The 15,488-nt window shown below is 42.5% G+C and carries 13 protein-coding genes; 11 read left to right on the top strand and 2 right to left on the bottom strand.

The features are described 5' to 3' along the window. Positions 1-150: 150 nt before the first annotated feature. Entirely contained in the window at positions 151-2,346 is a 2,196-nt protein-coding gene (locus AB6D80_RS06810; RefSeq protein ID WP_372188106.1) for an EAL domain-containing protein, read from the bottom strand. A 277-nt stretch (positions 2,347-2,623) separates the two neighbouring features. Between AB6D80_RS06810 and AB6D80_RS06805 the strand changes: the two genes are divergently transcribed. The 9 genes from AB6D80_RS06805 (at position 2,624) to AB6D80_RS06765 (ending at position 13,331) form a co-directional block, all read left to right on the top strand. Beyond that, on the top strand, positions 2,624-3,727 hold the full coding sequence (locus AB6D80_RS06805; protein ID WP_372188104.1) for an alpha/beta hydrolase: 1,104 nt from the start codon (positions 2,624-2,626) through the stop codon (positions 3,725-3,727). 426 nt (positions 3,728-4,153) lie between these two features. Then, on the top strand, positions 4,154-4,756 hold the full coding sequence (gene betI, locus AB6D80_RS06800) for a transcriptional regulator BetI (RefSeq protein WP_372188102.1): 603 nt from the start codon (positions 4,154-4,156) through the stop codon (positions 4,754-4,756). Positions 4,757-4,869: 113 nt separating this feature from the next. Beyond that, entirely contained in the window at positions 4,870-6,330 is a 1,461-nt protein-coding gene (betB, locus tag AB6D80_RS06795) for a betaine-aldehyde dehydrogenase (protein ID WP_104215946.1), read from the top strand. 72 nt (positions 6,331-6,402) lie between these two features. Next, entirely contained in the window at positions 6,403-8,115 is a 1,713-nt protein-coding gene (betA, locus tag AB6D80_RS06790) for a choline dehydrogenase (protein WP_372188100.1), read from the top strand. 145 nt (positions 8,116-8,260) lie between these two features. Next, positions 8,261-9,232, top strand: coding sequence for a choline ABC transporter substrate-binding protein (locus AB6D80_RS06785; RefSeq protein ID WP_004732435.1), 972 nt, complete (start codon positions 8,261-8,263; stop codon positions 9,230-9,232). Positions 9,233-9,327: 95 nt separating this feature from the next. Continuing rightward, the gene (choW, locus tag AB6D80_RS06780; RefSeq protein WP_009845976.1) at positions 9,328-10,170 is read left to right on the top strand and encodes a choline ABC transporter permease subunit; all 843 of its coding nucleotides are present in this window, start codon (positions 9,328-9,330) and stop codon (positions 10,168-10,170) included. 2 nt (positions 10,171-10,172) lie between these two features. Next, positions 10,173-11,387 (top strand): choline ABC transporter ATP-binding protein, encoded by a 1,215-nt coding sequence (gene choV, locus AB6D80_RS06775; protein ID WP_017102258.1) that lies wholly within the window; start codon positions 10,173-10,175, stop codon positions 11,385-11,387. A gap of 363 nt (positions 11,388-11,750) precedes the next feature. Beyond that, positions 11,751-12,233, top strand: coding sequence for a MarR family winged helix-turn-helix transcriptional regulator (locus tag AB6D80_RS06770; RefSeq protein WP_372188099.1), 483 nt, complete (start codon positions 11,751-11,753; stop codon positions 12,231-12,233). 441 nt (positions 12,234-12,674) lie between these two features. Continuing rightward, positions 12,675-13,331 carry a Qnr family pentapeptide repeat protein gene (locus tag AB6D80_RS06765; RefSeq protein ID WP_372188097.1) on the top strand — a complete coding sequence of 219 codons (657 nt, stop codon included), beginning with the start codon at positions 12,675-12,677 and terminating at the stop codon, positions 13,329-13,331. A 176-nt stretch (positions 13,332-13,507) separates the two neighbouring features. Here the strand turns inward: AB6D80_RS06765 and AB6D80_RS06760 are convergent, their stop codons facing one another. Then, positions 13,508-13,723: a hypothetical protein gene (locus AB6D80_RS06760; RefSeq protein WP_029222792.1), complete on the bottom strand. Its 216-nt coding sequence runs from the start codon at positions 13,721-13,723 to the stop codon at positions 13,508-13,510. Positions 13,724-14,106: 383 nt separating this feature from the next. On the opposite strand from AB6D80_RS06760, the gene AB6D80_RS06755 reads away from it, so the two are divergent. Together AB6D80_RS06755 and ectA are read left to right on the top strand one after the other, a co-directional pair. Beyond that, positions 14,107-14,367 (top strand): DUF5062 family protein, encoded by a 261-nt coding sequence (locus AB6D80_RS06755; RefSeq protein WP_009845972.1) that lies wholly within the window; start codon positions 14,107-14,109, stop codon positions 14,365-14,367. Between the two features lie 463 nt (positions 14,368-14,830). Beyond that, on the top strand, positions 14,831-15,364 hold the full coding sequence (gene ectA / locus AB6D80_RS06750) for a diaminobutyrate acetyltransferase (RefSeq protein WP_009845971.1): 534 nt from the start codon (positions 14,831-14,833) through the stop codon (positions 15,362-15,364). Positions 15,365-15,488 lie beyond the last annotated feature (124 nt).

Below are 15,488 nucleotides of genomic sequence, written 5' to 3'. Positions count from 1 at the left end.
GCGAAGAAGGCCGGAAATGAGAGCTCTTAATGTCGAGTTTTTAGTTTAATAACAGAAGAGGCAGCCATGAAGCATCTTTTTAAAGAGGTTTCATGGCTGGTTGGAACTTAATTGGATTTTAAGTCAAAAATTAAGGCCTACGGTTTGAACCTAAGCATGCGTATTTATGAGTTCCGAGTTATGATTTTTGGCAAACAGAACAAAATCGTCTAGTGGCATTGGTTTTGCGAAATAGAAGCCTTGTACTTCGTGACACCCTGCGTGGCCTAAAAATTCAAGTTGCTCTTTTTCTTCAATGCCTTCAGCAAGTACATTGAGTGAGAGTTCGGTTGCTAGCTTACAAATCATGCTCAAGATAGCTTGGTCATCGGTGTTGTTAAGTAAGTCCTTTACAAACTCTCGATCTATTTTCAGTCGATCTATAGGGAGTAGCTTCAAATAGCTAAGAGATGAATAACCAGTACCGAAATCATCTAACGCTATTTCAATGTTTAACTTCTTTAAATCATTCAATACAGCCACGACCTTCGACACATCACCCAACATGGCACTTTCTGTTACTTCTAATTCCAATAAACTCGGAGAAAGGCCTGTCTTTTCTAAGGTTAGTTGTGTCAGATCTAAAATGTTCTGTTCGGAAAACTGAATACTCGAAATATTAACGGCAACCTTTACACCAGCAAGCGCTTTATGATTCTGCCACTGTTGGCAATCAGTGGTAGCTTGTTCGAAAACATGAGCACCCATTGGAATGATTAAATGGGATTGCTCTGCCAGTTCTATAAAAAGGTCAGGCCTTACGAGGTCTCCATTTGGCTTTTTCCAACGCATGAGCGCTTCGGCACCAATGATACGATTGGTCTTTAAGCAAAATTGAGGTTGGTAATAAGGAATAAATTCTCTGTTTTCAATCGCATTGTTTATCTCTTTGATTAACGTTATACGTCGCAACGCAGCATTTGACAGTTCAGGTTTATGCTTAACCGTAATGTCATCGCCTTTTTCCTTGGATACATATAGAGCGATGTTCGCTTGAATGAGCATTTCAGAACTGCTTTGTGCGCCATTTGAACTGCAGGTTGCACCAAGGTTAGCCACTAGTTTTATCTTGTTCTCATCAATGATAATTTCATTTGAAACCACATCAATCAACATAGCAAAAAAAGCATCCGAACCTTGATCGCCATTGTGTTCTTTCGCAGGCACTGCGATACAGAACTTATTTTCATCCAATCGAGCTAGGTTAAAATCAACCATGGTTGTGCATGCGGATAAGCGGTTGGCTAGATGAAGCAAGATTGTGTCCCCGGCTTTATAGCCGAGTGTATTGTTGATATCTCTAAAACGTTTAATATCAATGATTAACACGGTGATGCGTTCATTTTTTTCTCTGTGTTTATTGAGCAACTCATCAAGCGATCGCAAAAACCCAAGACGGTTCGGCAACTTAGTGAGCGAATCATAGTAAGCCAGTGTTTCGATTTCTTTTGTTAATGCTCTACGTTGCTGCTCTTTATCATAAAGGCTAGAAAAAGCACTTTGTAGTTCCGTTATCTCGTAATATTTTGCTGGTGGTAAAGATGCACTTTCTTCTTTACCTTGTGCCAATAAACTAAGAGAGCGAGTGATGTTTTTTAATGGAGTCGATACTCGACGAGCGATGGCAAAGTTAATAAACATCACCGTCATAAAGCTGATTATGCTAATAGACATCAAAGATTGATTGATCATCTTTCCATATTTTAGCCATTCATCTACAACTGTATTTACCTCGAGAATCCCTCGTACATCGTTGAGTTCCCAATCGTGTTTAGGAGAGTCGGGGTGGCTATTGTGGCAGTTTACACAAGTTTGGTCATAGAGGCGGTCTGCCCGAGCGACGCGTACTCGGGTTCTGTCTTGCTCTTGTACAAACTCGACGTAGAACTCATCTGGTTTCTCGTTAATCGCTACCCACGCCCGTTGTTGAAATTCGTCAAAAAGCCTACCTTGACGGTTTTTAAAAGGATAAGGGCTGGTAAACGAGGTGGTGATGGTGAGATCTTTATCAGATTTATCAAGCATTTCGATTAAAAAGGTAGCAGGAACCGGAATACTGTTCCCTAAGGATTGGTGCTGGGCTGTTGCCACGAGTTCTTTACTATCAACAACTTTCTGTACGACATTTGATGAGTAATAGTTACGAATACTATGAAATGTAGTCACATAGTTCTTTGCATTTTCAACCGACACTTTTTGAACGAAATCTTCAAGGATAACGGTCGATATTAAAGAGAATAGTAAAATACAAGCAAGTGCTATTCCTATGATTGGATAAATAATGGTCCAAGATAGTGAACGCTTCATTGTCTACCTTTATTGATATTTTTAATTGCCTGACACTACTGAAGTGGCTTTCCATGTGGCTTGTTGATGATTTGTTAGCATTATATATAATTTTAGAGTGGCTGAATGTAAGCTCGTGTAACTGGTCTTATGAGTTGGTTTGCACTCTGAGGCGAGTGTTTTTAGCAAGGAAGGGGGCGAGGATATAGATGAAATACATTCCATTACATAGTTACGACAGATAATTTAATTGTTAACCAATAGAATTTCTCCAATCAAAATTTTGGGGAATAATGGTATGAAATACTATCGAAATACGTGGCTAGCGTTACCTTTGGCTCTTTTGGCTGGCTGTAATTCAAGTTCAAACGCGGGACAATCAACCACCATTTCGCAAAAGAAACCTAAGGCTGACTACGTATTTTCTTCAGCTAAACTTGGTGAATTGTATCAAGAGAGGCAAGAGCTCCAAGAAGAGGCTATGAAGCTCTCTTACGATGGTATTTTGTATGAAAAAATTCAGTTTGCTGAAGACATTAGTGATAAGCAAAAAGTGATTAGGCTTTTGGATGGCTTAGGTCAAAGTGTTGATCTGTACTTTCCTGAAGCTGGGTTTGATAGTTGTGGTATTTATACAGAGAGCAAGGGCTTGGATCTATTTGATTGTGATGCAGCACAACGCTTTACTTCTAGTGATACTACGTCAATAAAAGCAATGACGAAGGATAAAAAAGTCTCCGTTAACCTTGAATACCAAAACGAGTTGTCGCAATACGTGACGAGCCTAGGTTCGACGATTCTGAGTAAATCCAAAAATGGTAATAAAGTCACCATTACCACATCGTTTGCCTTCAACGCTTTTTACCGCGATGTGCTCAACGAGACTGGCGCTGTTGAACGGATTACTTCCACTCTAGGCGCATCAACCTATTCTCAGCTTTTTGATATCGTGAAGTTATACCGAGGCAGTGAGATGACGTTGAAGTTCACCAACCACATTGGCGGTAGTGCTGATGACGAAATCAACATGTACACCGGGCGTATGATCAATAACAACAAGATGACGACGGTTGTGACTCCAACGGGTTCGGTTTTTTCGGGTGGTACGGATCTATTCGCTGCTGGCAACCCACGCATATTGCAACGCGCTGATACTACCAAGGTCATTGAACTGAATAAACAGGTGGGTGTGCATAGTTGGGCTGAAGGGAATAAAACGGCCAAAGAATTCCCATACACCAATGAGAGTCATCGTCAGCAAGCGACCTATTTTAAAAAGGTGATGGGAGAAAAAGGGATAGACTTCTATATCTTCACTTTAGATTCTGCCCCGGCTTCCGGTGAACACTGGATGACCAAAGCAGACTCTGATAAGTACGGTTTTATTACTCGTATTGAGTAGTCAAAGAAAGTAACAATAACGACTCCGCAAAGGTTGGTGATGGCTCTGTCATTATCGGCCTTTTTTTGTTCATGTCTTGATTCGTTACTTTGTTGAGTGCAGATTTCCTAGTCTTAAATTTCAGTATTAAGACTCATTGATACTACCTTTCAACTTTCCCCAAAAAAGTGTCTACACGTATTCCTACGGATTTATTTTTTGCTCTTCCTAAGCAAAAACATTTGACCAATAACTATCACACCTCAAATCTTTAATTGTTTTCGTTAGTGCTCCAAATGATATTTAATTTATTGTTTTATAATGGTTTTTGTTGTTTTGAATGCTGCATTGTTACGAGTTTGTTTTAAATAATCATTTGAACCCTAACTAAATTTCTGTCATTTTATATTTAACTGAACGTTCAATATAAAATAAAAGGACTAAGAAATGCCGAAGGTTGGGATGCCTGATATACGTAAACCACAGCTTGTTCAAGCCACCATGACGGTGATTGATCGAGTGGGTTTGCATGCCGCGAGTATTGCGTTGATCAGCAAAGAAGCGGGAGTCTCCACTGGCATTATTAATCACTATTTTGGTGGAAAGCATGGGCTGCTCGAAGAGACCATGCGTGAAATCCTTCGTCAACTTTCCAATACCATCACCACGTCACTAAAAGCACTTCCTGTTGATGCTCACCAACAGAGAATTAACGCGATCATCGATGGTAACTTCGAAGGTTACCAAGCAGAAAATAAGGTCGCGAAGGCGTGGTTGGCATTTTGGTCATATTCAATGCATGACGAGCAGCTGAAAAGACTGCAACGTGTGAATGAAAAACGTTTGATTTCACACTTACGTCTTGAGTTGAAAGGTATTTTGAATCATGAACAAGCGGATCTCGTTGCTCACGGGATTGCGTCTCTGATTGATGGTTTGTGGCTGAGAGGCACACTAAACCCAGATGGTATCGATGCTCAAAAGGCGCGAGCCATCATCAATGATTATCTAGATAAACAACTTACTTTCTACTCGTGTCACAGGAAATAGATCGCAGTAGTAGCGTTAGACCTAGACCTAGAGCTAGCACGACCACTATTCGCACCCAATACTCACATATAGACCAGTAGAGTCTAATAACAATAATTAAGTCAGAATCTCAAATGGAAATGAACTCGTTATACATCGATGGCGCAGCGGTTAAAGCAACCTCTGGTGAAACCTTTGATAGCATTAACCCTGCAAACGGCGAACCTATCGCGACGTTAGGTCAAGCATCTTCAGCGGATGTCGACAGTGCTATTGAATCTGCGAAGCGCGGATTTGCGGTATGGTCAGCAATGACCGCTGTGGAACGCAGCCGCATTCTTTTGAAGGCAGTGGAAATACTTAGAGCTCGAAATAATGACCTTGCAAACCTTGAGGTTGTTGATACGGGCAAGCCGCTGCAAGAAGCGATTGAAGTGGATGTGGCGTCTGGCGCTGATGTTATTGAATACTTTGCTGGTTTGGCTCCAACGCTACAAGGCGACCAACAGCCGCTGAGCGAATCTCAATTTTTCTACACTCGTCGTGAACCGCTAGGCATTTGTGCGGGCATTGGCGCGTGGAACTACCCAATTCAAATCGCGATGTGGAAATCGGCTCCGGCATTGGCCGCGGGTAACGCGATGATTTTCAAACCTTCAGAAGAAACGCCGCTCACAGCACTGAAGCTTGCAGAGATCTTTACTGAAGCTGGTCTTCCTGATGGCGTGTTTAATGTGGTTCAGGGCGATTACCGTGTAGGTCAAATGCTAACGGCGCACCCAGAGATCGCGAAAGTGTCGTTCACGGGCGAAACCGGTACCGGTAAAGCGGTAATGGCAGACAGCGCTAAGACGCTGAAATCAGTCACCATGGAACTTGGCGGCAAGTCACCAATGATCGTGTTTGATGATGCGAAATTGGATGATGCAGTTTCCGCTTCGATGGTGGCTAACTTCTACACCCAAGGCGAAGTGTGTACTAACGGTACCCGTGTTTATGTACACGAAAACATCTACAACGCATTCATCGATCAACTTAAAACACGCACTGAGAAGCTGATCATTGGTGACCCAATGGACATGGAGACTCAGATCGGCGCGTTGATTTCTAAAGAACACCTTTCAAAAGTTCTCGAAGCGATTGAGCTGGCAAAACAGTCAGGGGCAACCCTGCTTACTGGCGGCTATCGAGTGACAGACAACGGCTTAGCGAACGGCAACTTTGTTATCCCAACCGTGTTTGTGGATTGCGAAGACAACATGCCTCACGTTCAACAAGAGATCTTCGGCCCTGTAATGTCAGTGTTGAAGTTTACGGACGAAGACGACGTGATTCGCCGCGCTAACGACACCAAATATGGCCTTGCGGCTGGTGTGTTCACGCAAAACCTTTCTCGTGCGCACCGTGTTATTCATCAAATGCAGGCTGGTATTTGTTGGGTTAATACGTGGGGTGACTCACCTGCAGAAATGCCTGTTGGTGGTTACAAGCTTTCAGGTATTGGCCGTGAAAATGGACCAGAAACCCTACTTCACTATACGCAGACTAAGAGCATTCTTATTGAACTTGGCGACTACGCCAGCCCTTATGCCTAACGCGTAACACTCAATTTTATGGGCTAGTTTAACAGAGCTAGCCCCACTGACTTATCTCAGGGAAATCAAAACATGGAACAACGCTACGATTATATTATCGTCGGCGCGGGTTCGGCCGGCTGTGTGTTAGCGGATAGGCTAACGGAAAGCGGTGAACATAGCGTTTTATTACTGGAAGCTGGTGGTACGGACAAGAGTATTTTTATCCAGATGCCAACCGCGCTTTCTTACCCAATGAATACTGAAAAGTACGCTTGGCAATTTGAAACAGAGAAAGAGCCGGGCCTTGATGGACGCGAACTGCACTGCCCACGTGGCAAAGTGTTAGGCGGCAGCTCATCAATTAACGGCATGGTCTATGTTCGTGGCCACGCGTGTGATTTTGACCAATGGGAAGAAGAGGGCGCAGCGGGTTGGAACTATCAAGCATGCTTACCTTACTTCCGCCGTGCTGAATCATGGAACAAAGGCGGTGATGAATACCGTGGAGACAATGGCCCAGTCGGCACTTGTAATGGTAACGATATGGAGCTCAATCCGCTTTACCAAGCGTTTATAGATGCAGGTAAAGATGCCGGTTATCCAGAAACCAACGATTACAACGGCTACCAGCAAGAAGGCTTCGGCACTATGCATATGACGGTAGACAAGGGTGTTAGAGCCTCAACCTCTAACGCTTATCTACGCCGTGCATTGAAGCGTTCAAACCTAACCTTGAAGAAAGGTATCGTGGCGCGTCGTTTCTTACTTGAAGCACAAGACACAAAAGGCCAATCAAGGCTGAAAGCCGTTGGTGTCGAGTTTGAAAAGTCAGGCAATACCCAAGTGGCTGTGGCGAACAAAGAAGTGATCTCTTCTGCGGGCTCTATCGGTTCTGTTCAACTGCTTCAGCTTTCTGGTATCGGCCCGAAAGCCGTGCTTGAAAAGGCCGGTGTTGAGCTTAAACACGAACTGAATGGCGTCGGTGAAAACCTTCAAGATCACCTAGAAGTGTACTTCCAATATCACTGCAACGAACCCATCACACTCAACAGCAAGCTTGGCTTGGTCAGCAAGGGCATGATTGGCGCGGAATGGATTCTGACTCGCAAAGGCCTTGGTGCCACTAACCACTTTGAATCGTGCGCGTTCATTCGTTCTCGCAAAGGATTGAAGTGGCCAAACATTCAATATCACTTCCTGCCAGCAGCGATGCGTTACGACGGGCAAGCGGCCTTTGATGGTCACGGTTTCCAAGTACACGTTGGGCCTAACAAGCCAGAGAGTCGCGGTACGGTTGCGATCACTTCTGCTGATCCGCATGCCAAGCCAGAGATCATTTTCAACTACATCTCGACTGAACAAGATCGCCAAGATTGGCGCGATTGTATTCGTCTGACGCGTGAGATTTTGTCTCAACCTGCGATGGATGTGTACCGAGGCAAAGAGATTCAGCCGGGTCTAAATATTACTTCTGATGAAGCGATTGACGAATGGGTTAAGCAGAACGTTGAAAGTGCATATCACCCTTCATGTGGCTGCAAAATGGGTTCAGATAACGACCCAATGGCGGTGCTTGATGAAGAGTGTCGCGTTCGCGGTATCGACAGCTTACGTGTTGTCGACTCATCGGTTTTCCCAATCATTCCAAACGGTAATTTGAACGCCCCGACCATTATGGTTGCCGAGCGTGCTTCCGATTTGATTTTGGGTAAGCCAATGCTCAAAGCGCAGGACGTTCCAGTGTGGATTGCACCTGAGTGGCAAGAGAAGCAAAGAATAAATAAACCAGTAAGAGAAGCGTAAGCCTCTGTTATTAGTTCAAAAATAGAAAATAGTTCAAAAATAGAAAAAGCAAAAAGTAACAACAAAAATTAGTCAAAAGTCAGAAGAACTGCTCTCTATCGGTGTTGATATCGAGCAGAAAAAGGAAAGATAAAAAGGAACCATTATGACGACTCTAAATATTCAGAACATGACCACGAAAACGTTAACAGCACTAGCCATCAGTTCATTTGCATTTGGTGCTAACGCTTCTATTGAACCACAGCAATGTGAAAACGTTCGTTTCGCTGATGTAGGCTGGACTGACATTACTGCAACAACCGCCGTTACTTCTGAACTATTAAAAGGCCTTGGTTACAAAACCAAAACCGACCTACTTTCAGTACCGGTGACTTACTCTTCAATGGCGAACGGCGATATTGATGTATTCCTAGGTAACTGGATGCCAACCATGGAAGGCGATATTGCTAAGTACCGTGAAGCGGGCACGGTTGAAACCGTTCGTGCCAACCTTGAAGGCGCAAAATACACACTAGCTGTACCAAAATATGTGTACGACTCTGGCGTAAAAAGCTTCGCAGACCTAGCAAAACATGCCGACAAATTTAAAGACCGCATCTACGGCATCGAGCCGGGTAACGACGGTAACCGCCTAATCCAATCAATGATTGATTCTGACGCGTTTGGCTTGAAAGATTTCAGCCTAGTGGAATCAAGTGAAGCGGGCATGGTATCGCAAGTATCTCGCGCTGCTCGTCGTAGCCAGTGGATCGTTTACCTTGGTTGGGCACCGCACCCAATGAACAGCAATGTTGAGATGGAATATCTATCAGGTGGTGACGACTTCTTCGGCCCTAACTACGGTGGCGCGAATGTTTACACTAACGTTCGTTCAAACTACCTGTCTGAGTGTGCAAACGTCGGTCAACTTCTACAAAACCTAGAATTCACTCTAGAGATGGAAAACCAGTTGATGGAAGAGATTCTTAACCAAAAAGTGAAGCCAGAAAAAGCAGCTCAACAATGGTTGAACAAGAACCCTCAACAAGTTGAAGCTTGGTTAGACAACGTAAAAACGCATAAAGGTGAATCAGCGACTCAAGCGGTTACTGAATACCTAAAACAAGTTAAAGCTTAGTTCTACCTATCTCAACAGCTACATAAATAATAAAGGTGGGCTTGCCAATTTATCGATTGGTTTGAAGTAGCCCACCCTTAATAAAAGGCAATATTGTGAATTTTATTACGGAAAACAAAATCCCTGTCGGACAATGGATGGAAGCGGGTGTTGATTGGCTAACAATCAATGCAGCAGGATTCTTTGACGCTATTTCGATTTTTCTAGAAACCGTCATTATGTTTTTAGTCGATGTATTTAAGTGGATGCCGCCTGCACTGCCAATCGTGATGACTGCTGCGATTGCATGGTACTTACACCGTAAACCTTCGCTAGTGATCTTTGTGGTCGCGGCACTGCTGACTATTCTTAACCTCGGCTACTGGCAAGAAATGCTGGAAACCTTTGTTCTCGTCTTTGCGGCGACAACGATTTCCGTATTAATTGGCGTACCGGTTGGCATCATGGCAGCGCATCGTCCTTGGCTTTATACAGTTTTGCGTCCAATCCTTGATTTGATGCAGACAGTCCCAACTTTCGTTTATCTGATTCCTACTCTGGTTCTATTCGGCTTGGGCATCGTTCCTGGCTTAATCTCGACCATTATTTTCGCGATAGCTGCACCGATTCGTTTGACCTACTTAGGGGTAACGAAAGTGCCTGAAGAGTTGATTGAAGCGGGTAAAGCCTTTGGTGCCAGTCGCATGAAATTGCTGATGAAGGTCGAATTACCGGCGGCTTTACCAAGCATTATGGCGGGTGTAACCCAATGTATTATGTTGTCGCTTTCGATGGTGGTTATCGCCGCACTTGTCGGTGCTGACGGACTTGGTAAACCTGTTGTTCGTGCATTGAACACAGTGAACATCTCACAAGGTTTTGAAGCTGGATTAGCGATTGTATTAGTCGCAATCATCCTTGACCGCTTGTGCAAAACACCAAACCAGAAGGAAGCTTAATCATGTCTAACTCTCAGGAAAAAAAGACAATGGACGCGATTACCATTAAGAATCTCGATGTTGTGTTTGGTAATAAATCGAAACAAGCGCTTGAGCTACTCGACCAAGGTAAAACTCGCCAAGAGATCATTGATGAGACTGGCCAAGTGGTTGGCGTAGACAATGTGTCGCTGACCGTTGAAGAAGGCGAGATTTGTGTGCTGATGGGGTTGTCTGGTTCTGGTAAATCATCTTTGCTTCGCGCAGTTAACGGCCTGAATGAGATCAGCCGTGGCTCATTGGCGATCAAAGATGGAGACAAGCTGGTTGATTTCGGTGAACAGTGCGACGAAGCGACTCTGCGTCATCTTCGTACTCACCGCGTCTCTATGGTGTTCCAAAAGTTTGCCCTAATGCCTTGGTTAAACGTGTTAGATAACGTGGCGTTTGGTCTAGAAATGCAAGGCGTAGCCAAAGATGTTCGTCGTGCTAAAGCGCGTGAACAACTTGAAATGGTGGGTTTGGCAGAGTGGGAAACCAAGTATCCGCATGAGCTTTCTGGCGGTATGCAGCAACGTGTTGGTCTAGCGCGTGCCTTTGCGATGGATACCGACATTCTTCTTATGGATGAACCGTTTTCAGCGCTTGATCCGCTGATTCGTGCGCAGTTGCAAGATGAGCTAATTTTATTGCAAAACAAGCTTAACAAAACGATTTTGTTCGTGAGTCATGATTTAGACGAAGCGCTGAAGATTGGTAATAACATTGCGATCATGGAGTCAGGCAAACTGATTCAACACGGTAAGCCTGAAGAGATCGTACTCACACCAAAAACGGAATATGTGAAAGATTTTGTCGCACACACTAACCCGTTGAACGTATTGAAAGGTCGTTCGTTGATGCAGCCACTGGATTCTTTGAAACAAGAAGATGAAAGTTGGAAGATCTGTGACTCTAAAGACTTATGGATTGAGCAGAGTGAAGGTACTTTGTCTGTAAAAGGTGAATCGACTTTAGCGCTTGTTGAGTGGAACGAATCCGACGATTTAACGGCAATCAGCGCGTCGAGTGTTGTAGTGGCAAGTCCAGAGATTGGCATGCGCGATGCGATTAAACTGAAACAGCTAAGTAATCACCCGATTTTGCTAGTGGAAGACAATAAACTGGTCGGTATTTTGGATAACAGTGAATTTTATAATGCGCTAACGGGTAACTTTCAGATGAATACCGCTGCGTAAAATTTCGTTTTTCAGCTTAGCTATTGAGGCTGGTTTTTTATTGGGTGGAGAGGGTTAAATCTCTCTATCTCTATGATTATTAAAATATATTATTCTTTGAGTTTGTATTCTCTGACTCATTATTTTTGTCTTCATTGAAGCTTTGATTCCCCCTTCATTAGGCAAAAGTGCCGTACCACGCAAGTTTAGTGGTATAGAAAAGATTGAGAATAGTATTAACATCAGTACAATGCGGAAAAATCAATGAAGTAAATTATCAATTTACAGTGTAATTCGAGCGATCCTAAGCTGTTCAGTTTGGAAAATCTCATCGCCACGACACTGTAAAGTCACTCACAGTATATTAGTACAAAGGTCTGCATCTTGGATAAACATGACGAAATCTTGGTCGCTATTCGCCAAATTATTCGCGCTATCGATTTACACTCGAAAAAGCTGAGTAAGGAGTATGGTTTGACGGGCCCTCAATTGATTTTAATGCGCGCAATCCAAGAGATGGGTAATGTGACGATCAAAGAATTGTCTAATCAGACCAATGTAAGCCAAGCAACGACAACGACGATCATCGATCGCTTGGAATTGAACGGCTATGTACAACGTGTTCGCAGCTCGTCAGATCGCCGAAAAGTACACGCAAATCTGACTGAAAAAGGTCAAGAGCTACTTAACAATGCGCCACTACCGCTACAAGATAACTTCGTTAAAAAATTCCAAAATTTAGAAGCATGGGAGCAAAGCCTACTACTTTCTTCGATGCAACGCGTGTCTGCAATGATGAACGCCGAAGACATCGACGCAGCTCCAGTTCTACAGCTTGAAGGCATTGCAAACGTCGTCAAGAGCTAACGTAGTTTTAAATTGTCTAGCTAAGAAAAAGTTTAAAGAGTTATAAAATGGTCGCATCAAGCGGCCATTTTTTGCTCTTGGCCTCCCAATTTTTCTGACTTTACTAATAAAAATCATCTTTTAGTTGTAGCCTATCGATATAAGCTAAGGTTTTCGAAAGACTAAGTATCAAGCGAAGGTATCTATATAGGCTATGGCATCAAGTTTATGCTGACATATGATGATCTTCTCGTTGTGTCTAATCTCCCCCCTTCTAAGCGACAAAACTTTTTTCAAGATAAGCGCATGCCATAAAACGAAAATAACAACCTTAAATGGCTCGTTTGGTGCCTTAAAATGGCCAAAACAGGGCGTTTTAAGTTGCTGTTTTTGTTGGTTTTTAATTTGATGTTTTCTTAAGATCACAATGGTAGTCTTAGCTTGATTTCTTTAGGGGGCTAAATGGATACCAATAACAGCACTTATCATCAGCACAGTTTTGCTCAGCAAGATCTATCAGAGCTTACATTTACGGCCTGTACGTTTATCCGTTGTGATTTCAGACGTTCGAACTTACGTGATGCAACGTTTATTAACTGTAAGTTTATTGAACAAGGCGATATTGAGGGATGCCACTTTGATATTGCCGATTTACGAGACGCAAGTTTCCAGAATTGCCAGTTGGCGATGGCGAACTTTAGTAATGCGAATTGCTATGGGATTGAGCTGCGTGAATGCGATTTAAAAGGAGCGAATTTTACTCGTGCTAACTTTGCCAATCAAGTAAGTAATAGGATGTACTTTTGCTCTGCATATATTACGGGCTGTAACCTGTCATATGCCAACTTGGAGCAGGCCTGCTTGGAAAAGTGTGAGTTGTTTGAAAACCGCTGGATAGGGACTTACCTTGGCGGTGCGTCACTGAAAGAGTCTGATCTAAGCCGAGGCGTGTTCTCCGAAGATGTATGGGGGCAATTCAGTATGCAGGGGGCTAACTTGTGTCATGCGGAATTAGAAGGGTTAGACCCTCGCAAAGTGGATACGACAGGGATTAAGATTGTCGCTTGGCAACAAGAGCGGTTGCTTGAAACCATGGGTATTGTTGTGATGCCTGATTGATTTTCTAATTCTGCATATAACGCTGTAAAACTCGGTTGTCGTATCACTCGGTCGTAATTAACCACAGCAGTTAGAAGAAAAGCCCAAAGTTAATAACTTTGGGCTTTTCCGTATTTGGCCGCATGCATTTTATAATGAAGTTTAGAAAAGAGAATGCTTGGCGAATATTGAGTTGATTAGTGCATCCCTGAACGCATTTTGTCAGCAAGTGCAAAGAAGACAAACAGCACGAAACACACTAGCGCAGCACACAATGAAACTAAGATCGTCGTTGCGTCTTTTGATATCAATGGAATTGCGATAGAAGCAACCGCTACTAACATAACAAAGACATGAACGATTCGTCCGATAATTGGATTTTTATGACAGAATGAGGCCCAACGATAACGCATTTTTAACACCAGTATAATATTAGTCTTTTTATTCTATTTTACTAGTGAGCACTTTGTAAATTACTTTTCATTGCAGGGTACGGTAAATGTGATTAAAGCAAAATCAATATAAAACTAGTTAAGTAACAGTGCATTATATGACAACCACTAGATATATGAGTGTGGTGGCATTTCGTACTCTTCAGGGAGTGATTATTGATAACAGTTCTATTGCTTATTGTTATCTGCCTCGTCAATGTTATTGAAATTAACATTGATATCTACGTGGTAATTAATTTTATGTTATTTATCAAAGCGACTCCTCAAACTGAGAGCGAAGTAATCTTGTGAGTCTTTCTGTTTGATATACTCAGTGTTCATTCGATTAAGATGATGGAGATGATATGTCGAAAACCGCGAAGATCATTAATGAAGATAAATTGCTTAAGAAAGCTCTGGAAGTCGGTTCTAAAATGGCAAAGTTACAAGGCTTTGATTTGCCACACTCATCTCAACCTATAAAAGTTAAGGCTGTGTACTTGTTTCTTGTTGGAGTTAATCAGATCACGCCTTTACCTGAAAGTAAGCTTGATGGCGCGAATATTAAGAAGCGTTTAGCATTATGGATACACAAGGCTCTGCCTGATAATGATCCCCTGAAGTAATTCGCGATTAACTCAGTGATTCGAATTTGTTTCTTTTGATTGCCAATTTATGTTTACTTGAAAAACCTAGCTATCTCACGCTAGGTTTTTTTGTTTTAGGTATCTGCGTTTCAATATTAGAGCCTAAGTCATCTCTTTTTAGAGCGTCACTGTTTACCTTATTCAGTATTGGAGTCGTCGATATTTTTGCTGATTCCTATCCTTCCTACTCAGGCACTTGAACGCTGTATTTTATGAATTGCACTAACGATTTCCTTTCGTCTATTCCCTTCAAGACTCTCAAATTTATACCGACCCAATAAATACATTAGAACTCAAAGTATTGTTTAATACATGTAATACTTGTTCAAGTGTGATGTGCGTCGCTAAAATTTGATTTTTAGCGCTATGTGTTGATCTTTGTGTATGGGAAATGCTCATAATTAAAAGGAATTTAATTAGAGTTCAAAGGAAGTGTCTCGGTATGATTACGTCAGCGCCTTGGATATTGTATCCAGAGGTTGTAGAAAAGATGATTGAAAAATGGAATTTTCGTGAGCCAGAAGTTTCGGATGGCAACAACATTTATCAATTAATTTCAGAGTGCCCCCCATTAGATACTAACTCTTCATATTGCAATTTCTTGCAGTCTACTCACTTTAGTAAAACTTGTATTTTAGTGGAGCATGAAGGTGACCTTGCTGGCTTTATTTCTAGTTATCAAAAACCCAGTGAGCCCAATGTTCTCTTTATTTGGCAAGTGGCGGTGGCGCCTAAGTTTAGAGGCAATGCTTTAGCCTACAAGATGCTGAACACCTTACTTAAACGAGAGGGTCTAAAGAGCATTGAAGCGATAGAAACGACTATCACTGAATCAAACCAAGCGTCTTGGGCATTGTTCAAAAAGCTGGACGAAAAAAACGGTAACACCGGGAAAGTGACTACTTTCTTAGATGAAAATCTTCACTTTAACGGGCAGCACGATACCGAATACCTCTATCGAATCCTCCTTAAATAATCAAACACTTATAGGAATTAAATAACGGCATTATCATGGATATTTTTAAAAAGCAGGAATCTAACGTACCGGTGTTTTTCAAGGTAGTTGTCATCATTTGCTTGCTTATTAAGCAGCTTCTCTT

Source organism: Vibrio sp. 10N.247.310.17 (genome assembly GCF_041466605.1).
GTDB classification, from domain to species: Bacteria; Pseudomonadota; Gammaproteobacteria; order Enterobacterales; family Vibrionaceae; genus Vibrio; species Vibrio tasmaniensis_A.
The sequence above is the reverse complement of the archived record's forward strand: the minus strand, read 5'-3'. Positions and strand labels throughout refer to the sequence as shown.